This window comes from Aeromonas sp. A600620, assembly GCF_029479985.1.
GTDB classification, from domain to species: domain Bacteria; phylum Pseudomonadota; class Gammaproteobacteria; order Enterobacterales; family Aeromonadaceae; genus Aeromonas; species Aeromonas veronii_A.
The window spans coordinates 131,179-153,256 of sequence record NZ_JAAKXB010000007.1; the positions used below are offsets into that span (position 1 = coordinate 131,179).

At 57.9% G+C, this 22,078-nt stretch carries 20 protein-coding genes and 1 other annotated feature; of the genes, 12 read left to right on the forward strand and 8 right to left on the reverse strand.

Annotation, left to right across the window (positions count from 1 at the left end; all coding sequences use genetic code 11):
- The first annotated feature begins 55 nt into the window (after window positions 1-55).
- The 3 genes from selD to G5533_RS11080 are packed head-to-tail and all read left to right on the forward strand — an operon-like array spanning window position 56 to window position 2,872.
- On the forward strand, window positions 56-1,093 hold the full coding sequence (gene selD, locus G5533_RS11070; RefSeq protein WP_047440105.1) for a selenide, water dikinase SelD: 1,038 nt from the start codon (window positions 56-58) through the stop codon (window positions 1,091-1,093).
- Window positions 1,090-2,205 carry a tRNA 2-selenouridine(34) synthase MnmH gene (gene mnmH / locus G5533_RS11075; RefSeq protein WP_421255149.1) on the forward strand — a complete coding sequence of 372 codons (1,116 nt, stop codon included), beginning with the start codon at window positions 1,090-1,092 and terminating at the stop codon, window positions 2,203-2,205. Before selD ends, mnmH begins: the two co-directional genes overlap by 4 nt.
- A gap of 22 nt (window positions 2,206-2,227) precedes the next feature.
- The gene (locus tag G5533_RS11080; RefSeq protein ID WP_441254801.1) at window positions 2,228-2,872 is read left to right on the forward strand and encodes an MBL fold metallo-hydrolase; all 645 of its coding nucleotides are present in this window, start codon (window positions 2,228-2,230) and stop codon (window positions 2,870-2,872) included.
- 811 nt (window positions 2,873-3,683) lie between these two features.
- Here G5533_RS11080 and rnd read toward each other — a convergent pair.
- The 7 genes from rnd to G5533_RS11115 all read right to left on the reverse strand — a co-directional run bounded on the left by rnd (window position 3,684) and on the right by G5533_RS11115 (window position 11,326).
- Window positions 3,684-4,796, reverse strand: coding sequence for a ribonuclease D (gene rnd, locus G5533_RS11085; protein ID WP_108612378.1), 1,113 nt, complete (start codon window positions 4,794-4,796; stop codon window positions 3,684-3,686).
- Between the two features lie 108 nt (window positions 4,797-4,904).
- Window positions 4,905-6,581 (reverse strand): long-chain-fatty-acid--CoA ligase FadD, encoded by a 1,677-nt coding sequence (gene fadD / locus G5533_RS11090; protein WP_441254820.1) that lies wholly within the window; start codon window positions 6,579-6,581, stop codon window positions 4,905-4,907.
- 198 nt (window positions 6,582-6,779) lie between these two features.
- Window positions 6,780-7,646, reverse strand: coding sequence for an alpha/beta fold hydrolase (locus G5533_RS11095; protein ID WP_421255151.1), 867 nt, complete (start codon window positions 7,644-7,646; stop codon window positions 6,780-6,782).
- A 20-nt stretch (window positions 7,647-7,666) separates the two neighbouring features.
- Window positions 7,667-8,182 (reverse strand): Slp family lipoprotein, encoded by a 516-nt coding sequence (locus tag G5533_RS11100; protein ID WP_019446435.1) that lies wholly within the window; start codon window positions 8,180-8,182, stop codon window positions 7,667-7,669.
- Window positions 8,183-8,301: 119 nt separating this feature from the next.
- Window positions 8,302-9,003, reverse strand: coding sequence for a tRNA (adenosine(37)-N6)-threonylcarbamoyltransferase complex dimerization subunit type 1 TsaB (gene tsaB, locus G5533_RS11105; protein ID WP_181281633.1), 702 nt, complete (start codon window positions 9,001-9,003; stop codon window positions 8,302-8,304).
- Window positions 9,004-9,093: 90 nt separating this feature from the next.
- On the reverse strand, window positions 9,094-11,013 hold the full coding sequence (locus G5533_RS11110; RefSeq protein WP_441254802.1) for an ATP-dependent DNA helicase: 1,920 nt from the start codon (window positions 11,011-11,013) through the stop codon (window positions 9,094-9,096).
- 67 nt (window positions 11,014-11,080) lie between these two features.
- On the reverse strand, window positions 11,081-11,326 hold the full coding sequence (locus tag G5533_RS11115) for a hypothetical protein (RefSeq protein ID WP_439970404.1): 246 nt from the start codon (window positions 11,324-11,326) through the stop codon (window positions 11,081-11,083).
- A gap of 184 nt (window positions 11,327-11,510) precedes the next feature.
- Window positions 11,511-11,639, forward strand: a sequence feature (His leader region).
- A gap of 24 nt (window positions 11,640-11,663) precedes the next feature.
- Between G5533_RS11115 and hisG the strand changes: the two genes are divergently transcribed.
- Genes hisG through hisIE form a run of 8 tightly spaced genes read left to right on the forward strand, consistent with a single transcriptional unit; the run spans window position 11,664 to window position 18,912 of the window.
- Window positions 11,664-12,560, forward strand: coding sequence for an ATP phosphoribosyltransferase (hisG, locus tag G5533_RS11120; RefSeq protein ID WP_441254803.1), 897 nt, complete (start codon window positions 11,664-11,666; stop codon window positions 12,558-12,560).
- Window positions 12,561-12,572: 12 nt separating this feature from the next.
- On the forward strand, window positions 12,573-13,898 hold the full coding sequence (hisD, locus tag G5533_RS11125; protein WP_441254804.1) for a histidinol dehydrogenase: 1,326 nt from the start codon (window positions 12,573-12,575) through the stop codon (window positions 13,896-13,898).
- A complete protein-coding gene (gene hisC, locus G5533_RS11130) occupies window positions 13,895-14,965 on the forward strand; it encodes a histidinol-phosphate transaminase (RefSeq protein ID WP_441254805.1) in 1,071 nt (356 codons plus the stop codon). The genes hisD and hisC overlap by 4 nt, the downstream gene beginning before the upstream one ends.
- Window positions 14,966-14,980: 15 nt before the next feature.
- Entirely contained in the window at window positions 14,981-16,090 is a 1,110-nt protein-coding gene (gene hisB, locus G5533_RS11135) for a bifunctional histidinol-phosphatase/imidazoleglycerol-phosphate dehydratase HisB (protein WP_441254806.1), read from the forward strand.
- Entirely contained in the window at window positions 16,090-16,734 is a 645-nt protein-coding gene (gene hisH / locus G5533_RS11140) for an imidazole glycerol phosphate synthase subunit HisH (protein WP_323968328.1), read from the forward strand. The genes hisB and hisH overlap by 1 nt, the downstream gene beginning before the upstream one ends.
- Window positions 16,735-17,496 (forward strand): 1-(5-phosphoribosyl)-5-[(5-phosphoribosylamino)methylideneamino]imidazole-4-carboxamide isomerase, encoded by a 762-nt coding sequence (gene hisA / locus G5533_RS11145; protein WP_042030922.1) that lies wholly within the window; start codon window positions 16,735-16,737, stop codon window positions 17,494-17,496.
- Window positions 17,496-18,269, forward strand: a complete 774-nt coding sequence (gene hisF / locus G5533_RS11150; protein WP_101530599.1) for an imidazole glycerol phosphate synthase subunit HisF — start codon at window positions 17,496-17,498, stop codon at window positions 18,267-18,269. The genes hisA and hisF overlap by 1 nt, the downstream gene beginning before the upstream one ends.
- Window positions 18,262-18,912: a bifunctional phosphoribosyl-AMP cyclohydrolase/phosphoribosyl-ATP diphosphatase HisIE gene (hisIE, locus tag G5533_RS11155; protein ID WP_441254807.1), complete on the forward strand. Its 651-nt coding sequence runs from the start codon at window positions 18,262-18,264 to the stop codon at window positions 18,910-18,912. The genes hisF and hisIE overlap by 8 nt, the downstream gene beginning before the upstream one ends.
- Before the next feature lie 33 nt (window positions 18,913-18,945).
- Here the strand turns inward: hisIE and G5533_RS11160 are convergent, their stop codons facing one another.
- Window positions 18,946-20,412, reverse strand: coding sequence for a KAP family P-loop NTPase fold protein (locus G5533_RS11160; RefSeq protein ID WP_441254808.1), 1,467 nt, complete (start codon window positions 20,410-20,412; stop codon window positions 18,946-18,948).
- Between the two features lie 359 nt (window positions 20,413-20,771).
- Here G5533_RS11160 and G5533_RS11165 point away from each other — a divergent pair, with 359 nt between their 5' ends.
- Window positions 20,772-22,061 carry a sensor domain-containing diguanylate cyclase gene (locus G5533_RS11165; protein WP_441254809.1) on the forward strand — a complete coding sequence of 430 codons (1,290 nt, stop codon included), beginning with the start codon at window positions 20,772-20,774 and terminating at the stop codon, window positions 22,059-22,061.
- The last annotated feature ends 17 nt before the right edge of the window (window positions 22,062-22,078 follow it).

Genomic DNA, 22,078 nt, shown 5'->3' on the forward strand with positions numbered 1-22,078 from the left:
TGACCAAGACGGCTCCACAGAGCCTCTGCTCTGTTTGCAAATAAAAGGGGTAAGTATGTCTTCCATTCGTCTGACCCAATACAGCCACGGCGCTGGCTGTGGCTGCAAAATCTCTCCCAAGGTGCTCGACACCATTCTCAAGAGCCAGATCCCGGGCTTCAACGACCCGACCCTGATCGTTGGCAACAGCAGCAAGGATGACGCGGCCGTGGTCGATATCGGCAACGGTCAGGGCATTGTCTCCACCACCGACTTCTTCATGCCCATCGTCGATGATCCCTTCACCTTTGGCCGCATCGCCGCCACCAACGCCATCAGCGATATCTACGCCATGGGCGGCAAGCCTATCGTTGCCATCGCCATCCTCGGCTGGCCCATCAATACCCTGCCCGCCGAAGTGGCCCAGCAGGTGATCGACGGTGGCCGTCAGGTGTGCCACGAAGCGGGCATTTCACTGGCCGGTGGTCACAGTATCGATGCCCCCGAGCCCATCTTCGGTCTTGCGGTGACCGGTATCGTGCCTCTGGATGCCATCAAGCAGAACGACACCGCCAAGGTGGGTGACACCCTCTATCTGACCAAGCCCCTTGGTATCGGCATCCTCACCACAGCCCAGAAGAAGGGCAAGCTGAAGCCTGAACACGAGCAGCTGGCCCCCAACGCCATGTGCACCCTCAACAAGATTGGCCAGCGTTTTGCCGAGCTGCCGGGTGTGCACGCCATGACCGACGTCACCGGTTTTGGTCTGGCTGGCCATCTGCTGGAGATGTGTGAAGGATCCAATGTCAGCGCCCGCCTCGACTTCAAGGCGCTGCCGCTACTGGATGAGGTGGATTACTACCTGAGTGAGGGCTGCGTTCCGGGCGGTACCCTGCGCAACCACGACTCCTACGGCCACAAGCTGGATGCCATGGACGATCGCACCCGCAACATCATGTGCGACCCGCAAACCAGCGGCGGCCTGCTGGTCGCCGTGGGTAAAGAGAGCGAAGCCGAGCTGCTCGCCATCGCGCAAGACGCTGGCCTAGAACTCTCGCCCATCGGTCAGATCAAGCCCCTTGAGGGCTCCCGCTTTATCGAGATTGTCCAATGAGTGAATTGCCACTGGCCACGGACTACGCCCAGATTTTTTTAGGCGATGTGCCGTTGATTGATGTGCGCGCCCCCATCGAGTTCAAGGAGGGGGCCTTCCCCTGCTCGACCAGCCTGCCCTTGATGACAGACGATGAGCGCGCCCAGGTGGGGACCTGCTTCAAGAAGCAGGGGCAGGCCGCCGCCATTGAGCTTGGACACAAGCTGGTGGGGGGAGCAGTACGGGCCGAGCGACTCGAAGGCTGGCTGGCGCAGTTGCGCAAGCAGCCCGATGCCATGCTCTACTGCTTTCGCGGCGGCCTGCGCTCGCAAACCGTACAACAGTGGCTGGCTGAAGCGGGGGTGACTCGCCCCCGCGTCGCCGGTGGCTACAAGGAGCTGCGCCGCTTCCTGATCGACACCCAGGACAAGGCCTCTGCCGAGTGCCACTGGACTGTGCTGACCGGCATGACCGGTTCCGGCAAGACCCATATGCTGGACCACGTGGCCCAGGCGCTCGATCTGGAAGGACACGCCCATCACAGGGGCTCGTCGTTTGGTCAACTGCCCGGCGGCCAGCCCAGCAACATCAATTTTGAAAACAACCTCGCCATCGAGCTGCTCAAGCGCCGCCATCAGGGTGAGCATGCCTTTGTGGTGGAAGATGAGAGTCGCCTGATCGGCCGCTGCTGCCTGCCCCTCTCCCTCCATGAGGCCATGAGTCAGGCACCGCTGGTGGTGGTGGATGTGCCGCAGTGCGATCGGGCCGAGCAGATCCGCGAAGATTACGTGCACGATCTCTGGCTGCGCTATCAAGCCATGTATGGCCAAGAAGAGGGATGGCCGCTGTTTGCCGCCTATCTCACCGATGCGTTGGCCCGTCTCAAGCGCCGCCTCGGCGATCAGGCCCACCGCGAGCTGGATGCCCTGATGCAGACCGCTCTCACCGAGCAGGAAAAGAGCGGTGATACCGCGCTGCATCTAGCCTGGATCACGTTGCTGCTGACCCGCTACTACGACCCCATGTATCTCTACCAGCTTGGCAACAAGCAGGAGCGCATCGTATTCCGCGGTGACAAACAGGCCTGTCTCGACTATTTCGCCGAGCAGCATGCCAGCTCGCTGCGCGGCTGACCCATCCCAAGAGAGGAACTCTATGTTGAAATTCGAGGTGATCCCGGTCACCCAGTTCGCCCAGAACTGCTCCCTCATCTGGTGTGACGAGACCCATCAGGCGGCCCTGATCGATCCGGGCGGCGAAGCGGAAAAACTGCTGGCCGCCATCGCCAAGCGCGGCCTGACCCTGACTCATATCCTGCTGACCCACGGTCATCTGGATCATGTGGGTGCCGCCGCCGCTCTGCGGGAAAAAACTGGCGTCACCATCACGGGCCCCCACAAGGAGGATGCCTTCTGGCTCGACATGCTGCCCCAGCAGAGCCAGATGTTCGGCTTCGCCCATACCCCCGCCTTCACGCCGGATCGCTGGCTTGAGCAGGGTGACAAGGTGCAGCTTGGCCAGTGCGAGCTGGATGTCTACTTCTGCCCCGGCCACACCCCGGGCCATATCGTGCTGCTCTCCCAAGCCGAGCAGCTCGCCTGGGTTGGCGACGTGCTCTTTGCCGGCAGCATCGGCCGAACCGACTTCCCCCGTGGGGATCATGGGACGCTTATCAAGTCGATCACCGAGACCCTGCTGCCGCTGGGGGACGAAATCGTCTTTATCCCGGGCCACGGCCCCAGCTCCACCTTCGGCCGCGAGAAGGCGAGCAATCCCTACCTGACCCAGCCTATCTGGTGATCAAAAAAGGCAGCGGTGTTCCGCTGCCTTTTTCCTTTTTTTTCTGAAGTCCTCATTGCTATAGGTACAAGCGAGTCTTTATAATTCACCATGATTTGGCTCTGACCATCCAAACTTGGGAACAAACATGTATCTTGCTTTAGCTATCGCCATATTGTTATTTATTTTTTTCCTGAAGAAGTCACGAGCCAGATATAGAATCAGAGATTACAAACGCCCAACAGTCATTCATGGGATAATAATACTACTCGTTAATATTGCATTTGAAATAATATATAGAGCTGAGTTTGTCCCCATTCAGGCCAGTTACAGCACCTTACTAACCTATGTACTTCCTCAAGTTATATACTACCTATTGTTGATCACCATTTTTTTAGTAATGGCATATAAATATGGTTTTTTCATATGGCCAGATGATAGAAATGCAATAAATAGACAGCATACAATCAATATCCCCATGTGCTTCTTGTTGACTATTTTTATAGTATGCCCATCTGCCATACGAAATGGAATTATTGAAGCATCACCCTATCTACATGTTTGCAGTCTTATTGGTAGCGGACTTACCTCTATTTATCTTGTAAGAATTTTCACTATCAAGTTTAACAAGACAATTAATGATATATAACCTGTTATTGCCAACACAGTCACGAAAAATAAGCTCATTTATTTCGAACTCTTGTTCTTGAGCCACAATTATTTGATAAGCGACCGCAAGATATTCTGACATTTTAAATCATAAATTCCCCCTAAAAATAAAAATCCCCACCCGAGGGTGAGGATTGATTTATAGGTGCAACCGTCTGGTGGCTTATTGTGCCAGCAGGTGACCGACCAGCTCATGACGCCACCCTTGCAGCAGCATCGGCTTGTCGCTGCGGGCCCGCTCTTCGTCGTTCATCCGCCAGCTCCAGGTGAAGTACTGGTGAATGATCTTCTTGCTGGCAATCAGCTCGGGCGGAATATTGCTCGCCTTGGCCTTCTCTTCCACCATGGCTTTGATGCGCTTGAGCTCGGCCTTGTACTGGGGAAAGTCCACCAGCCGGCGAATGGGCTCGGGCCAGCTGTCAGGATCGCTCTGCTGCGCCTTGGCGACGATATCGAGCATCCGCTTGCCGTGGATCTTGATCTCGATGGGCGAGAGGCCGAGCTCGTTGAGATCCCGCAGGGAGGCAGGACGACGCTCTGCCACCTTGAACAGGTGCAGCTCTTTGACCACGAAGTTGAGGGCCAGATCGCGGCGCACCGCCTCTTGCTGGCGCCAGGCGGCCAGCTCGCGCAGAATGGCGAGCTCGCGGCGACCCAGTTGCCAGGCATTGACGATTTCAAGATAAGCCTGACGGGGATCGCTACCCTGGGTCTTGCGGGCGGAGTGGTTCTGGCACTCCTGCTCGAACCAGGCAAACTTGCCGCTTTCCCGCAGTTTGGCCATCACTTTCTCGTAGAGCGGCATCAGGTAGAAGACATCCGCTGCCGCGTATTCGAGCTGACGCGGTGTAAGCGGGCGTGCCAGCCAGTCGGTGCGCGCCTGATCTTTTTCCAGCTCGACCCCGAGGAATTCATTCACCAGCGCACCAAAGCCGACCGAGACGCCGTAACCGAGAAAGGCGGTAGCCAGCTGGGTGTCGTGCATCTGGTTGGGCAGGTGGCCAGCCTGATGCTGGATAAGCTCCAGATCTTCGCCAGAGGCGTGCAGGATGGCGATCTGCCCTTCCCTGCCCAGTCGCTGCCAGAGGGCGGAGAGATCCAGCGTCAGCGGATCCAGCAGCGCCAGATGCTCGCCGTCATAGATCTGGAACAGGCCAAGCTGGGGGTAGTAGGTACGGGTGCGAACGAATTCAGTATCGATAGCCAGGGGAACGTCGGCCAGAGAAGCGAGATACTGCTCAAGTTCGGCTTGCTGAGTGATAAGTTGATAGTGCATCTGTGCCTGCGCGGTTGATCAGGGCCAAAAAGAAAAAACCGTGGGATGACCCACGGTTTTGCATAACGACGGTGCTGGTTTGCAGAGGCTTCTGCAGCCACAATCCGGTTATTGCTTGGCAATCTCCTCGTCGCGCAGTACGCGGCGCAGGATCTTGCCCACATTGGTCTTGGGAAGTTCGTCACGAAATTCTACCAGTTTCGGCACCTTATAGGCAGTCAGATGTTTGCGGCAGTGGGCAATAATCTCGTCCTCCTGCAATTTTGCATCTTTCTTGACCACAAAGATCTTCACCAGCTCGCCGGAGACCTTGTGTGGCACACCGACCGCGGCCACTTCCAGCACTTTCGGGTGCAGGGCAACGACATCTTCGATCTCGTTCGGATAGACGTTGAAACCGGAGACCAGGATCATGTCCTTCTTGCGATCGACGATCTTGAAGAAGCCCTGCTCGTCACACACGGCGATATCACCGGTACAGAGCCAGCCATCCTGCATCACTTCGGCAGTGGCCTCGGGGCGTTGCCAGTAGCCGACCATCACCTGCGGGCCACGAACCTGCATCTCGCCCGGGGTGCCGAGAGCGTGGATCACCTGACTGTTGTCATCCACCAGACGGATATCGGTGGAGCAGACCGGCAAACCGATGGAGCCGTTGTAATCAGTGAGATCGTAGGGGCAGACGCTCACCAGTGGCGAACATTCGGTCAGGCCATAGCCTTCCAGCAGCGGAGTGTCGGTCAGTGTCTTCCACTTCTCAGCGACCGCGCGCTGCACCGCCATGCCGCCACCGATGGTCAGCTTGAGCTTTCCAAAGGAGATCCCCTGAAACTCTTCGTTGTTGACCAGCGCATTGAACAGGGTGTTAACCCCGGTAATGCAGGTGAAGGGGTACTTCTTGATCTCTTTGACAAAGCCCGGGATGTCGCGCGGGTTGCTGATCAGCAGGTTGTAACCGCCGATACGCATAAAGAGCAGGCAGTTCACGGTCAGGGCAAAGACGTGGTAGAGCGGCAGCGCAGTGACCACGAACTCCTTGCCACGCTCCAGCATGGGGCCGTAGACGCCGAGGCATTGCTCGACGTTGGCAATCATATTGCGATGAGTCAGCATGGCCCCTTTGGAGAGGCCGGTGGTGCCGCCGGTGTACTGCAGGAAGGCGAGATCGTCGTTGGTGATCTCCGGCTTGATGTACTGCAGGAAACGCCCCTTGGAGAGGGCCTGACGCATGGTGGTGGCGTGGGGCAGATTGTATTTCGGCACCAGCTTCTTGACGTACTTGACCACGAAGTTGACCAGGGTGCCCTTGGCCAGCCCCAGGTTGTCCCCCATCCGGGTCAGAATAACGTGCTTGATCGGGGTGTCGTAGACCACCTTTTCCAGGGTATGGGCGAAGTTGGAGACGATGACGATGGCCTTGGCACCCGAATCTTTGAGCTGATGCTCCAGCTCGCGCGGGGTATAGAGCGGGTTGACGTTGACCACGATCATGCCGGCGCGCAGGATGCCGAACACGGCGATGGGGTATTGCAGCAGGTTAGGCATCATCACCGCAACCCGATCCCCTTTCTCCAGCTTCAGCTCGTTTTGCAGGTAGGCAGCAAAGGCGCGGGACTGCTCTTCCAGCCGGCGGTAGGTGATGGTTTGGCCCATGTTGACGAAGGCGGGCTGATCGGCAAACTGGGTTACCGAGGATTCGAACATCTCGACCAGGGAGCTGTATTGGTCTGGATTGATCTCGGCGGGGACCCCTTCCGGATAACGTTTCAGCCAGACTTTTTCCACAAACTTCTCCTGCATAACTAGCACCTGTGCGCTCACTGTGTTGCCTCCGTCCCGGTTCACATCCATTTTAATCGGTTGTTTTAAGCTGATGCTCTAATGCCGCACATATTTACACAGCGCAACATCAATTAACAGCAAATTAACAACAGAAAAATGTGAGGGAGAAAACAAACCTGGAATTATTGAAAGCTGGCGATTCTACCGAACTTGACAAAACTTTACGATACAAACGGCCGTATCAACCGAATTTTCCATATGAAAATGGTGGTTTCCACCCAATATGACCCGCTCGATCTGCTGGAAGGCATCCTGACGGGCCTGCCATTGGGCTTCAAGCGCAGCAAAGCCCTGTTCCCCCTGAATCAACAGCACCGGACAACGGATAGCCGCCATCAGTGCACGAGCTTGTCCTTCGCTCATTCTCAGGGGCGACAGATCCCGCAAGCGGGGGTCGCTGCGCCAGTGCCAGCGCCCTGCCCTCATCTCAAGCTGCCGTTCACAGATAAGACGCGCCGCCTGCGGCGTGATATCCGCCACTTTGCAACGGGCGGCGACAGCCTCATCGATGGAGGCAAAGCCGTTGGCACTGCGCTCCCGGGTGCGGCTGCGGTTTAAAATTGCACGTCGCAGCTGGGCAGGTACCTCCTCATCGGGCTGGCTCAGCGGCCCCAGCCCCTCCAGCATGACCAACCGCTCCACCTGTTCGGGGAACACCCCGGCATAGGCGGAGGCGATCAGCGCCCCGAGGGAGTGACCGAGCAGAGTGAAGCGCGACCAGCCTGCCGCCTGCACGATCTGGTAGAGATCGTCCAGCCAGTCAACAAAGACATAAGGGGTGGTTTTGTGATCGGAGTGACCATGTCCCGGCAGATCGACACAGATGAGGTGAAAATCCCCCAGATGGGGCGCCAGCGGCAAGAAGCTGGCACTGTTGTCGAGCCAGCCATGCAAGGCGATCAACAGGGGTTTGCCCTGCTGATCATGCTCAGCGGATTGATTCTCCAGCAAGGCCACCTGCCGACCATCCGCCAGCGTAAGCAGCCGCTCGTGCATGGTGCTCATCATAGCGTTAATCATGGCAAGCCTTAGCGACGCAGCGGCCGTCTCGGCCAGAAGGGATCATAGAAGGGGTCATAGAAGTAGGGGTCCATATAGCGCACCTCCACCTCCTTGACTGGCGGCCACAGCTTGCTGCCCGTCACATTGAGCACCGAGAAGCGGTACTTGTGCTCGCCAATCTGGCTATCAACCGGTTGGCCTATGGTGCCAAGCACCGTCAGGCTGCGCCCCTTGGCGTAAAGGGTCGGATCGACAAAACCCTTCATGATGGCCAGAAAACGCCCCGGGCTCTGCTCGGTCTGCTCCGGCACACCGTTGGATTTAAGCGGCAGATAGACCACTTCAATAACGCTCTGATCCGCCTTGTTGTGCACCGCCGAGATAACGCCGCTCCAGCGGGCCGGTTTGCCCTCCATTCCGCCAAGGGCGGGCTGATAGGCCACCAGCTGGTTTTCTGGTTCATAGGCCAGCTCCTTGGGAACCGAGCTACAGGCCCCGAGCAGCAGAGCCAGCGCCCCGACCACCATAGTGCGTTTCATCATATCGCTTCTGGTATTACGCATCATGTCACTCTCCTGTTGCCAGCGTGGCCTGTCGGGGCCATCCGCTTTTGTTGCAGCTGATGAGCGGCAAGAGCGACATGCTATCAGTGCTCCTGCCCTTATTCGCGACCCGGCAGTTTTTTCCAGGTCACCTTGTCACGCAAATAAACCGGCGTCGCCTGCTCCACAGGCACCGCCTCCCCCGCCAGCCAGGCGGCGCGGGCCAACGGCAGCATGTCTTCTGCCGCCGGGAAGCGCACCTGACTCACCGCCAGCTCATCGGCCAGACCACTCAGGGTCTCGCCATAGGTTTCAAAGCCGGTGCCGACGCAGGTCACAGGGCCCGCCAGCTTGCCACGGACGTCAACCAGTGCCGCGGGATCGCTCACCACCTCGTCACCCACCAGCTGCATGCGGCCATCAATCAGCTCATAGCGGCCGAAATAGACCTCGTTCATCCGAGCATCGATGGCGGTCAGCACCTGCTCGGCGCCATCCAGTCGATATGCCCCTTGCGCCATGGCGGCCAGGGTCGAGATGCCAATCAGCGGGACACCCGCACCAAACGCCAGACCTTGCGCCACACTGATGCCGATCCGCACGCCGGTAAAGGAGCCCGGGCCGCGGCCGAACGCGATGGCATCGAGGTCACTCAAACTTATCCCGGCATCCTCTAACACAGCCTGAACCATGGGCAGGATTTTTCGGGTGTGATCCCGTGGCGCCTCCTCCCAGCGGGAGAACAGCTTGTCACCCACCAGCAAGGCGGCGGAGCAGGCTTCGGTGGCGGTATCAACGGCCAGGATCTTCAACTCGTTCATGCTTTCCAATCTCTATAAAATCAGTCAATTACATAACCGGCAAGCGAGATATGCTCACCCGTTGTTCAAATCTGTTAGCTGGCGGCACACTTATTCACCGCGTTCAGTGCGATCGAAAAAACTCCCCAACGTTCCCAACTCCCGGGTGCGAGGGATGGCGGGCAGACTCTTGATAAAGGTGGCGCCGTAGGGTTTGTTGACCATTCGGGGATCACAGATCACCAGCACCCCGTGATCACTGCGATCACGAATAAGCCGCCCCACCCCCTGTTTGAGGGCGATCACCGCCTTGGGCAACTGCAGCTCGGCGAAGGGATCCGCCCCCTTGAGCTTGCAATCATCCACCCGCGCCTTGAGCAACGGATCATCGGGGCTGGCAAACGGCAGCTTGTCGATGATAACACACGACAACGCCGCCCCTCGCACGTCGATCCCCTCCCAGAAGCTGCTGGTCGCCACCAGCACGGCGCGGCCATTCTCGACAAACTCCTTGAGCAACCGCTGCTTGTTGTCCTCCCCCTGCAACAAGACGGTGCGGCCAATCTCCCGGCGCAGCACCTCGGCTACCTGACGCATCACCTGATGGCTGGTGCAGAGGAAGAAACAGCCACCCGGCGTCTTGTTGATCAGCGGGATCATCAGATTGGCCAGCTGCTCGCCACGGCCAAAGGCATTGGGCTCCGGCAGATAACGGGGCACACAGAGCCGCGCCTGCTCGCCATAGTCGAACGGGCTGTCGAGAATAAGCTCAGCACTGCCCGCCAGCCCCAGCTCGGCCTTGAAGTGATCAAAACGCATATCCACCGTCAGGGTGGCGGAGGTGAAGACCCAGGCCACTTCCGGTCTTTGCACCTCGGCACTGAATCGCTCGGCCACCGACAGCGGCGTCAGATTGAGGGTGAAATGAAGCCGTGAGCAGTCGTACCAGTAGGAGAAACCGGTCTGGTTGACCGCCAGCACTTCACCCAGGCGGGTGCGCAGTTCACTGATTCGCTCGAAGGCGTGATCCAGCTGCTCGCCACGGCCGAGAGCCAGTTTCAGCACTTCGTAGCAAAGCCCGATGGCATCGTTGAGACGAGCTAAAGCCTGCCCCCAAAGCGGCTGGCGCAGCATGTCGCGGGTATTACCGCGACCGCCATCCACCCCGAAGGCGAGACGCAAGTCCTGACTGGCGATAGCGAGCCGGTCCGCCGCCTTGCCGAGCTGGGCCATGTCGTGGGCCTCTGCCCGATAGGCCAGCTGGATATCCTGCGCCAGATCCTGAATCGTTCGGCTACCCACCGACTTGCCGAAGTAGTTGGTGGCGATCTCCGGCAGCTGGTGCGCCTCGTCAAACACATAGACTTGCGCTTCGGGCACCAACTCACCAAATCCGGTGTCTTTCACCGCCATATCGGCGAAGAAGAGGTGATGATTGATCACCACCACCTGGGCATCCATGGCGCGGCGACGGGCTACCACCAGATGGCAGTCGTCGTAATAGGGGCAGTCGCGGCCGAGGCAGTTGTCGTTGGTGCTGGTGACGTGGGCGAGGATCTCGGCGTTCTCCTGCAATCCCGGAATATCCCCCACATCGCCGTTATCGGTAGCAGTGGACCAGGATTTGACCTTCACCAGATCGTTGAGCACTTCTGGCTTTTGCAGATGGGATTCGCTCAAGAGCCGGTTCATCCGCTCGATGCAGAGATAATTGCTGCGCCCCTTGAGCAAGGCCACCGGCGGGGTATAGGAGAGCGCCCCTGTGATGGTCGGGAGATCCCGATAGAAGAGCTGCTCCTGCAGGTTCTTGGAGCCGGTACTGATCACCACCCGCTTGCCGGATTCCAGCGCAGGGACCAGATAGGCGTAGGTCTTGCCGGTACCGGTCCCCGCCTCCACCAGCAGACGGCCACCACTCTTGATGGCGCGCGCGACCGCTTCGGCCATCTCCAGTTGGGGAGCGCGGGCTTTGAAACCGTCGATATGGCTGGCCAGAGGGCCATCTGGCTTGAACAGGGTCTGGATGGTCAAAAGGGCGTCCCGCAGCAAAAGCGGCCATTATGCCAAAAGCGCGGCAAAAGCGGGACAGATAATCTGCTCAGACGAACAGATCGATCTGATGCTCGGGGTCCGGCTTGTGATCGCCCTCCTCCGCCTTGGGCTGATCACGCTTGGCGGGCGTACTATACGCCTGCTGACGCTTCTGGGAGTCACTGTTGTCAGTGCTGGTCTTGCGCAGCTGATGCTTCTTGCTGATCTGGTTCACTTCCCGCTTGATCTCTTCGCTGCCGGGCGCGGCAGGCGCCCGGGGCAAAATGGGGAACAACAGGTCCTGGCTGGGCATGATGGCGACTCCTGCAGGGGTTATTGTCTAGTTATCGACCAGAAAACCGTTTTCGCCACTTTAATCGATCAAATCACAATTTCGGGTTGCATTTTCTGTCAAGGCAGGTAGTTTAAATCAGGCGTCAATTACGACATCTTATTTTGTAAAGGATTGATTACATGAAGTTCACCACCCTGAAGACTCATCACCACCATCATCCCGACTAGTCTTTCAGGAGGTTGACTGCTGGAAGACACTTAACTGGTGACTTCCAAAAGGACCGCAAGATTCATAAACCCTCGGAAGCACCCACTTCCGAGGGTTTTTTCGTTTTTGACTAGAAGGAAATCGAGCAATGGAAACACAACGTCTGCGTATCGCCATGCAAAAGTCCGGTCGTCTGAGCCAGGACTCCCAAGCCCTGTTCAAGAGCTGTGGCCTGAAAATCAACCTGCGCGAGCAGCGCCTTATCGCCCATGTCGAGAACATGCCCATCGATATCCTGCGGGTGCGTGATGACGATATCCCGGGTCTGGTGATGGAAGGGGTGGTCGACCTTGGCATCATCGGCGAGAACGTGCTGGAAGAGGTGCAGCTTATTCGCGCCTCCCAAGGCCTCCCCTTCGAGGTCAAAACCCTCAAGCAGCTGGACTTTGGTGGCTGCCGCCTCTCGCTGGCGGTGCCGGAAGATGTGACCTACACAGGGCCAGCGAGCCTTGCCGGCAAACGCATCGCCACCTCCTACCCCGGGCTGCTCAAGCGCTTCTTCGACGAAAAGGGTCTTGGCTTCAAGAGCGTGATGCTGGGCGGTTCGGTGGAAGTGGCACCCCGCGCGGGTCTCGCCGATGCCATCTGCGATCTGGTCTCCACCGGTGCAACCCTGGAAGCCAATGGCCTGAAAGAAGTAGAGGTGATCTACCGCTCCAAGGCGGTACTGGTACAGGCCCCCAACCCCTTGTCCGATGCCAAGCAGAAACTCATCGACACCCTGCTGCCCCGTATTCAGGGGATGCAGCAGGCTCGCGAGAGCAAGTACATCATGCTGCACGCCCCCAAAGACAAGCTCGATGCCATCACCGATCTGCTGCCGGGTGCCGAGCGCCCCACCATCATGCAGCTGGCCGGTGACACCAATCAGGTGGCCCTGCACGTCGTCTCCAGCGAGACCTTGTTCTGGGAGACCATGGAGCAGCTCAAGGCTCTGGGTGCCAGCTCCATTCTGGTGCTGCCCATCGAAAAAATGATGGAATAAGGAAGGGACATCATGCAGACCCTGATCTGGAAGACCCTCTCCCCTGCCCAGCAGGCCGACGTGCTGACCCGCCCCGCCCTCAATGACGAAGCCGACATCGGCGCTGTGGTGCGGGAGATCATCGATGCGGTACGCAGCCGGGGCGATGAGGCCCTGCGCGAGCTGAGCCAGCGCTTCGAGCGCGCCCCCCGTGAACAGCTGCGCGTTAGTGAAGATGAGATTGAAGCCGCCTGCACGCGGCTGGATGACGACATCAAAAACGCCATCGAAGCGGCCATTGCCAACATTCGCACCTTCCACGCCGCGCAAGTGCAGCCAGTGGTACGGGTAGAAACCCAACCAGGTGTGGTATGCGAGCTGCGCACCCAGCCCATCAGTCGGGTCGGCCTCTATGTGCCGGGGGGCAGCGCGCCGCTCCCCTCCACCGTGATGATGCTGGCTATTCCGGCGGCTATCGCCGGTTGCCGTGAAGTGGTGCTCTGCACCCCGTCCCCCGCCAGCGACGAGATCCTGTTTGCCGCCCGCGCCTGCGGCGTCGAGAAGGTGTTCGCCATCGGCGGCGCCCAGGCCATCGCCGCCATGGCTTACGGCACCGAGAGCATTCCCAAGGTGGACAAGATCTTCGGCCCGGGCAACGCCTATGTGACCGAAGCCAAGGGGCAGGTATCCCGCGACTGGCGCGGCGCCGCCATCGATATGCCAGCTGGCCCCTCCGAGGTGCTGGTGATCGCCGATGAGAGCGCGAACCCAGCCTTCGTGGCGGCGGATCTGCTCTCCCAGGCCGAGCATGGCCCAGACAGCCAGGTGGTGCTGGTGACCACCTCGCCACTGTTGGCCGATGCCATCGCAGGGGAAATCAAGAGCCAGTTGGCCAAGTTGAGCCGCCGCGATATCGCAGCCCAGGCGCTCGGCAGCAGTCTGGTGATCCTCTGTGACGATCTGGCCGAGGCGTGTGCCATCTCCAACGCCTATGCGCCGGAACACCTGATCGTGCAGACCCGCGCTCCCCGCGATCTGCTGGATAAACTCGAGAACGCCGGTTCCATCTTTCTGGGAGCATGGACACCGGAATCGGTCGGCGATTACGCCAGCGGCACCAATCACACTCTGCCCACCTACGGCTATGCCCGCACCTGCTCGAGCCTTGGCCTCGCCGATTATCAGCGCCGCTACACGGTGCAGGAGCTGAGCGAGCGCGGCATTCAGGGCCTTGGCCCCATTGTCGAGCGCATTGCTCAGGCCGAAGGGCTCGATGGCCACAAGAACGCCGTCACCCTCAGGTTGAACGCCCTGGCCGCCGCGCCCCAACCAACAGCACAGCAAAAGGATTTGTCATGAGCATTGCCAATCTGGCGCGCCGCGTGGTGCGGGCCCTCACCCCTTATCAATCCGCCCGCCGCATCGGCGGCAAGGGCCACGTCTGGCTTAACGCCAACGAAGCGCCGCTGGCCTATCCCTTCACCATCGAGGGGAGCCGCCTCAACCGCTACCCCGAGTGCCAACCGGCCGAGGTGGTGAACGGCTATGCCGCCTATGCCGGGGTCAATCCCGATCAGGTGCTGGTGAGCCGCGGCGCCGATGAGGCCATCGAGCTGCTTATTCGCACCTTCTGCGAAGCGGGTGAAGATCAGATCCTCATCTGTCCGCCCACCTACGGCATGTACGCCATCAGCGCCGAGACCTGTGGCGTCGGTATCGTCGAGCAGCCGCTGACCGCCAGCCGCCAGCCCGACTGGCCCGCCATCGCCGATCGCCTCAGTGACGTGAAACTGGTGTTTCTCTGCTCCCCCAACAACCCCACCGGGGATCTGGTGGGACGTGACGGTCTCATCGCTTTGCTGGAGAAAGCCCGGGATCGCGCCATCGTGGTGGTGGACGAAGCCTATATCGAGTTCTGCCCGGAAGCATCCGTAGTGGACCTGTTGGCCCGCTTCCCCAATCTGGTGGTGACCCGCACCCTCTCCAAGGCCTTTGCCCTGGCGGGGATCCGCTGCGGCTTTACGCTGGCAAGCCCCGAGGTGATCGCCATGCTGGCCAAGGTGATCGCCCCCTATCCCATCCCCGAGCCCATCGCCCAGATCGCGGCGCAGGCCCTCTCCCCCATGGGACTGGAGCTGATGCAAGAGCGAGTGGTAGAGCTCAACAAGCAAAAAGACGCCTTCAAGGCAGAGCTGACAACGCTTGCCTGCGTGAAGGAAGTATTCGAAGACAAGGGCAACTTCGTGCTGGTGCGCTTTGTGGATGGCGCCGCCGTCTTTGCTGCCATGAAGGCCGCTGGCATCATACTGCGGGATTTCTCGACTAAACCCGGCCTTGATAACAGCATTCGCGTCACCATCGGCTATCAGGGCGAGATGGATGCCGTGCTGGCGGTACTGCGTGATCTGCCCTCTCCCACTTTGTAAGACAAGGATGTAGCGATGAAGACCCCGTTTTTGTTTATCGACCGCGACGGCACCCTGATTGAAGAGCCGGTGACCGACAAGCAGGTAGATAGCCTTGCCAAGCTGCGCTTCGAGCCCATGGTCATTCCGGTGCTGCGCGAGTTGCAGGCCGCCGGCTATGTGCTGGTGATGGTGACCAATCAGGATGGGCTGGGCACCGACAGCCTGCCGCTGGAGAACTTCCAGCCACCCCACGACCTGATGATGCACCTGTTTGAATCGCAAGGGGTGAAGTGGGAGCAGGTGCTGATCTGCCCGCACTTCCCCACCGACGGTTGCAGCTGCCGCAAGCCCCACCTCGGGCTGGTAAAGGAGTATCTCGCCTCGGGTCGCATCGACTTTGCCAACTCCTTCGTGATTGGCGATCGCCAGACCGATCTGCAGCTGGCCGAGAATATGGGCATTGGCGGCATTCGCTACCACCCACAGGATCACGACTGGCTCGCCATCCGTGATCAGCTGTTGTCCAAGGGGCGCGTAGCCTCGGTGGAGCGTAACACCAAGGAGACCCGCATTCAGGTAGCGGTAGATTTGGACAAGAGCGGCGGCAACCAGATCGCCACCGGCATCGGTTTCTTTGATCACATGCTGGATCAAATTGCCACCCACGCCGGTTTCCAGCTCAAGCTGAACGTCAGCGGCGATCTGCATATCGACGATCACCACACGGTAGAGGATGTGGGGCTGGCGCTGGGTCAGGCGCTGCGTCAAGCCCTTGGCAACAAGCGCGGTATCGGCCGTTTCGGCTTCGTGCTGGCTATGGACGAGGTGCAGGCGGTGATCGATGCGCGTCCGCTGACCGAGCAGGAGGTGAGCACGGCGCTGGATCTCAGTGGTCGCCCCTACTTCGTGTTTGACTGCCCGAGCGGTTTTGGCCGCGACAACGTGGGTGAGATGGCCACCGAGATGGTGCCCCACTTCTTCCGCTCGCTGTCGGACGCCATGGCCATCACCTTGCAGATGAAGGTGGGCAGCGGCAACACCCACCATCAGGTGGAAGCGCTGTTCAAAGGCTTTGGCCGCGCCCTGCGTCAGGCTATTCGGGTGGAAGGGAGCGAGCTTCCCTCCAGCAAGGGAGTGCTGTGATGGATGTGAGCAAGCAGAAGCTGGTCATTATCGATACCGGCTGCGCCAATCTGGCCTCGGTCAGAATGGCGTTCGAACGCCTCGGCGTGCAGCCGCTGGTCTCAAGCCAGACAGCCGATATCGAGCAGGCGGACAAGCTGATCCTGCCCGGCGTCGGCACCGCGGTGGCCGCCATGAACAACCTCAACGAGCGTGGGCTGGTACCGCTCATTCGCGCCGCCAAACAGCCGCTGCTGGGCTTTTGCCTCGGCATGCAGATGCTGGCAGAGGCCTCCGAAGAGAGCATGGGTACGGATGACTCGTCAGAGCGGCTTATCGACTGCCTTGGCATAGTGCCGGGCAAGATCCGGTTGATGGAGGTCGGCACCTTACACCAGTCAAGCATGCGCCTGCCCCATATGGGCTGGAACCAGATTGAGCACGACGAGACCCATCCTCTGCTCAAGGGGATCCCGAGCGGCAGCTACTTCTACTTCGTGCACTCCTATGCGCTGGAGGTGACCGAAGCGACGCTGGCGACCTGCGACTATGGCAAACCTTTTACCGCGATTGTCGCCCGTGACAACTTCTTTGGCGCCCAATTCCACCCGGAGCGCTCAGGCGCAGCCGGTGCCCGTTTGCTGCAAAATTTTCTGGAGCTATGAATGATCATTCCCGCAATTGACCTTATCAACGGTCAGGTGGTTCGCCTCTATCAGGGGGACTACGAGCAGAAGACCGAATACAGCAGCAGCCCGCAGGCCCGCTTCGACGAATATGTCTCTCAGGGGGCGGTGCAGCTCCATCTGGTGGATCTGGACGGTGCCAAAGATGCCAAGGCGCGCCAGCTGCCCCTGCTGACCCAACTGCTGTCAGCTACCGAAGCGCCGGTGCAAGTTGGCGGCGGCGTGCGCACGGAGCAGGATGTGGCAGATCTGCTGGCCGCCGGTGCCAGCCGGGTGGTGATTGGCTCCACCGCCGTCAAATCCCCGGATCTGGTGGCCAGCTGGATGGAAAAATATGGCCCCGAGCAGATCGTGCTGGCGCTGGACGTCAATATCGATGAGCAGGGCAATCGCCATATCGCGGTGGCAGGCTGGCAGGAGAACAGCGGGGTGACCATCGAGGCGCTGATCGAGCGCTTCCTCCCCGCCGGGCTCAAGCATGTGCTCTGTACCGACATCAGCCGTGACGGCACCCTGGCTGGCACCAACGTCGAACTCTATCGGGATCTCTGCGCCCGCTACCCGAGCGTCGCCTTTCAAGCCTCCGGCGGCATTGGCGGCATCGCGGATATCGAGGCGCTCAAGGGCTCCGGCGTCAAGGGGATCATCCTTGGCCGCGCCCTGCTGGAGGGCAAATTCTCGGTGGGTGACGCCATCGCCTGCTGGCAAGCCCCCGCAGCCGATACCACAGGAGGCAACTGATGCTGGCAAGACGCATTATCCCCTGCCTCGACGTAAAAGATGGCGTGGTGGTCAAAGGGGTGCAATTTCGCAACCACGAGGTGATGGGCGGCATTGTCGAGCTGGCGCGCCGCTACGCCGAGGAAGGGGCTGACGAGCTGGTGTTCTATGACATCACCGCCTCCAGCGATGCGCGGGTAGTGGACAAGAGCTGGGTAAGCCGGGTAGCGGAGGTGATCGATATCCCCTTCTGCGTCGCCGGTGGCATTAAAAGCGTGGAAGATGCCCGCCAGATCCTGGAATTTGGCGCCGACAAGGTCTCCATCAACTCTCCGGCGCTGGCCGACCCGACCCTTATCAGCCGACTGGCCGAGCGCTTTGGCGTGCAGTGCGTGGTGGTGGGCATTGACTCCTACTTCGACGCCGAGACGGGCCACTATCAGGTCAAACAGTTTACCGGTGACGAGAGTCGCACCCGCACCACTGCCTGGCACACCCTCGACTGGGTACAGGAGGTGCAAAAACGCGGCGCGGGCGAAATCGTGCTGAACGTGATGAATCAGGACGGCATGCGTCAGGGTTATGATCTTGAGCAGCTCAAGCTGGTGCGCAGCGTCTGCAAGGTGCCGCTGATCGCCTCCGGCGGCGCCGGTGCCATGGCACACTTTCGCGATGCCTTTACCCTCGCCGATGTGGACGGGGCGCTGGCCGCCTCTGTGTTCCACAAGGGCCTAATCCCCATTCCCGAACTGAAACGCTGGCTGAAAAACGAAGGAGTCGCCATCCGTGAATAACTTCTCTGAAAATGCACAAACCACCGCCAGCGCGCGCCCCCTTGCCGAGCAGCTCGATTGGGCAAAATGTGATGGCATGATCCCCGCCATCGTCCAGCACGCCGCCAGCGGCGAGGTGCTGATGCAGGGCTTTATGACCCGTGAGGCACTGGAAAAGACACAGACCACAGGTCAGGTCACCTTCTTTAGCCGCAGCAAACAGCGGCTTTGGACCAAGGGTGAAAGCTCGGGCCATGTGCTCAAACTCGTGGCCATCAGCACCGACTGCGATCAGGACTCTCTGCTGATCGCCGCCAACCCCGTCGGCCCCACCTGCCACAAAGGGACAACCTCCTGCTTCCATGGTCACCCGCTGCCACCCCTCGGTTTTCTGGCAGAGCTGGAACAGGTGCTGGCCGCCCGCAAAGGGGCCGATCCGGCCACCAGCTACACCGCCAGCCTCTACGGCAAAGGGACAAAGCGCATCGCCCAGAAGGTGGGTGAGGAAGGTGTTGAAGTGGCGCTGGCCGCCATGGCCAAGGATCGGGAGGAGCTCATCAACGAATCCGCCGATCTGCTCTACCACCTCACCGTGCTACTGCAAAACGAAGGGCTGGGATTACAGGATGTCGTTCAGCGGCTTTATGAGCGGCATCAAAAATAATATTCATGTTTAGAAATGGGCTTATGCCCATTTCTATTTTAAATTGCATGCTAGCTCAACCAGATCTTGATAATCATTAATATTGATATTTTGATTTGCCAAATAATATGCTAGTAGCGCTTCTTCATGTCTAGCCTCGGCAAATGAATCCATTGAATATTTACCCAATACTCCCCCTATCGAAATAGCTTCCTTTGCGGCAACTAATTGAGCTTTATTTTTGATGGAGAAAAAGAAACAACCTATGTATTTTGATATACTTACTTCAGCTTTTAAAAGCTCTGAGCTATTGTTCTCCCAAGGCAAATAAAAACCTAACTCTTTATTAGATTTAAATCGCTCGTAGAACCCAATGTTGGAGACTGACTTTTTACTATCATTTCTAAGTGATAATTCTAAACTAACTATCTTTCTATATAGCTCAGGCTCACGCTCTTTGGCTAAAAGAAGTATGGAAAAAATTACCAAATCAAAACTATCACTAAAGTTTGATATTGCAGCCTTTACTTTGTCTATGTATTGTTCAATATCTCTAAGCTGAAGACTAAAGGCATCTGCGAGCACAGATAGCAACAATGAAAATTCGCCTATTGTTTTAAATCTTGGAAAAAGGTGCTCAAATAATGCATCATCAAGAGTCATGTAGCTTTCAATAAATGACGCTTTTGATATTTCCTTTAAGGCAAATTGCCGCCTGAAAAAACGTCTTAGATAAGCAGATGCATGAAATCCTTCACCATAAATGACCTTGATAGAATGCTGTAACTGCTCGGTATCCGTGGCCAATACAAAAACCACTTCGGGAATATCGAAAATATGCTTGATGGTCTCAAGCATCTCTACTGCATAAGAGGGGCGACAGCGATCCAGCTCATCTATCAAAATGAATGCGGGATAATCCAGTTCTCCTTCACTTAAACCAACAGCTCCCTCAACCCATTGCCGGATCTCTTGTTTAAGATACTGAATAGATTCATAACGCTCTTTGTGATTGCTGCAAAGTGTATCAACCAGCTTATCTGCGTCTTCGCCTTCCACAGAAAAATCACTATCTTCCCATCCAGCTTTTTTAATGGCTGACTTGAGCACCAATTTCCCGCCAACTTTGAGCAAACCCAATAGTTTGGACTTGATGCCATCAGGTATGGCAACCTTATTTCCCGTTGCATCTCTCAATTGATCGATAATCGACGAGATCACCGTCAATAAGGGATCATCGGAAAAGTCCTGCTGCCAAGCGTCGATATAGACAGTGGGATAGTGCGCTTTCAGCTCCATATACCAGCGCTTGATAAACCAGGTTTTACCCGCCCCCCACTCGGCATTGAGGTTGAGCACATAGTTGCGCTGCTTGCCTTCGGCGGCGAGGTAGTTGGTCAGAAATTCGGCATAGCGGGCGCGATCCAGCCGATCTGCGCTCAAACTCTCTTCGCTACCCGCAATGGCCCCCGGCCCGTCCCACTGAACTGTGTCATTCCAATTAAACGGTGCCACTGCCATCTCGTATCTCTCCATATTGCGTTGCTGGAGATGATATCAGGGACACCGAGGAAATAGTTTGACTAAAGACCTGTTCGTTACCCTTTTTGCCACTTGGGGAGGTTTATTTAGCTGTTGTTCAACTTCTCTGCCGAGAGCCGATGATAGAGGGTCGATACATGGTGGCAAGCTATCTCAACAACCATGGACTCAACTGATTTCCTTTGATTTGCTCAGAGGTTACAACCATGTGACATAACGCAGAACCTGCGGAAATAAATGAGAAATATGCCGTGAAGAGTGCTTAATTTAAAGCAGTTGATGCACGTTGGCCTCGTGTTCAGCCAACCAATCACAGCGACCCAAGGATGGCCAACTTCATGAAGGATGAACCCTTCTCCACCCGATTGCAGCACGAGCTGGATCACCTCAGATCCATCTTTAACGAGATGGGGGCTTACCTCTTTACCAAGGATCTGGATGGCCGTTATATCTATGCCAATCAGGCTGTGCTGGATCTCTTTGGTTGTACCCTGGCCGAACTGCAAGGCAAGGATGATCGCGCCTTTTTTGACCTCGACTTCTCGGAAGATCTGAGACGAAATGATCGTCAGGTGCTGGAGCAGCAGGTCGCCATCGCCCGGGAGGAGATCAACTACCTCAAACCCACGGGAGAGAAACGGGTCTACTGGAGCGTGAAAAAGCCGATGTACGACCGGGATGGCACGCTGATCGGTCTGTGCGGCATCTCCACCGATATCACGGAACACAAGCTGATTGAGGCCCGTATGGCCGAGCAGCATCAGTTGCTGGAGATCATCCTCGCCAACGTGGATGCCCATATCTATATGAAGGACAGCCAGCACCGCTTTCTCTACGTCAATCAGAAGGTATGTGCCCTGCTCGGTTTACCCGCCGAACAGATCATCAACCGCAGCGATAATGAGCTGTTCTCCCCACACGGAGCCAACCAGCTGTGGCAGCTGGACAACCGGGTGTTCGAAACGGGTGAGCTGCAAGCCGGTGAAGAGTCACTGACCGATACCGAAGGCAAGCAACATTACTACTGGTCTGTCAAAGTCCCCTTCAAGCTGGCTGATGGTACCCCCACCCTGATCGGTATCTCCTCCGATATCACCGAGCTGCACCAGCTCAAGGAACAACTGCAATATCAATCGGTTCGTGACAGCCTCTCCGGACTTTATAACCGCCGTTTCTTCTTCGAGGTGTGCGAAAAGAACCTGAGTATGAACATGCGCCACCAGCTCACCTCGGTGCTGATAGTGCTGGATGTGGATCAGTTCAAATGCATCAACGATCGCTACGGTCACCCGCTGGGCGATCAGGCGCTGATCCATCTGGGCAGGGTGATGCAATCGGTGCTGCGCAGCGAAGATGTGCTGGCCCGCATCGGCGGTGACGAGTTTGCCATCTTGCTGCCCAACACCACCCTCTCGGCCGCCGCATCACTGGCCGAACGGCTGCGCAAGCAGGTGATGCAAAGCCCGTTACCCCTTGCCGATGGGGATGAGCTGGTTATCACCATCAGCGCCGGGCTGGTGGAAAATAGCAAGGGGGAGCAGATGGAGAGCCTCTACGCCCGCGCCGATCAGATGCTCTATCAGGCCAAACAGAGCGGCCGCAACTGCGTTGCCTGCAAGGCTCCCTAGCCATACAACGGGAGGGC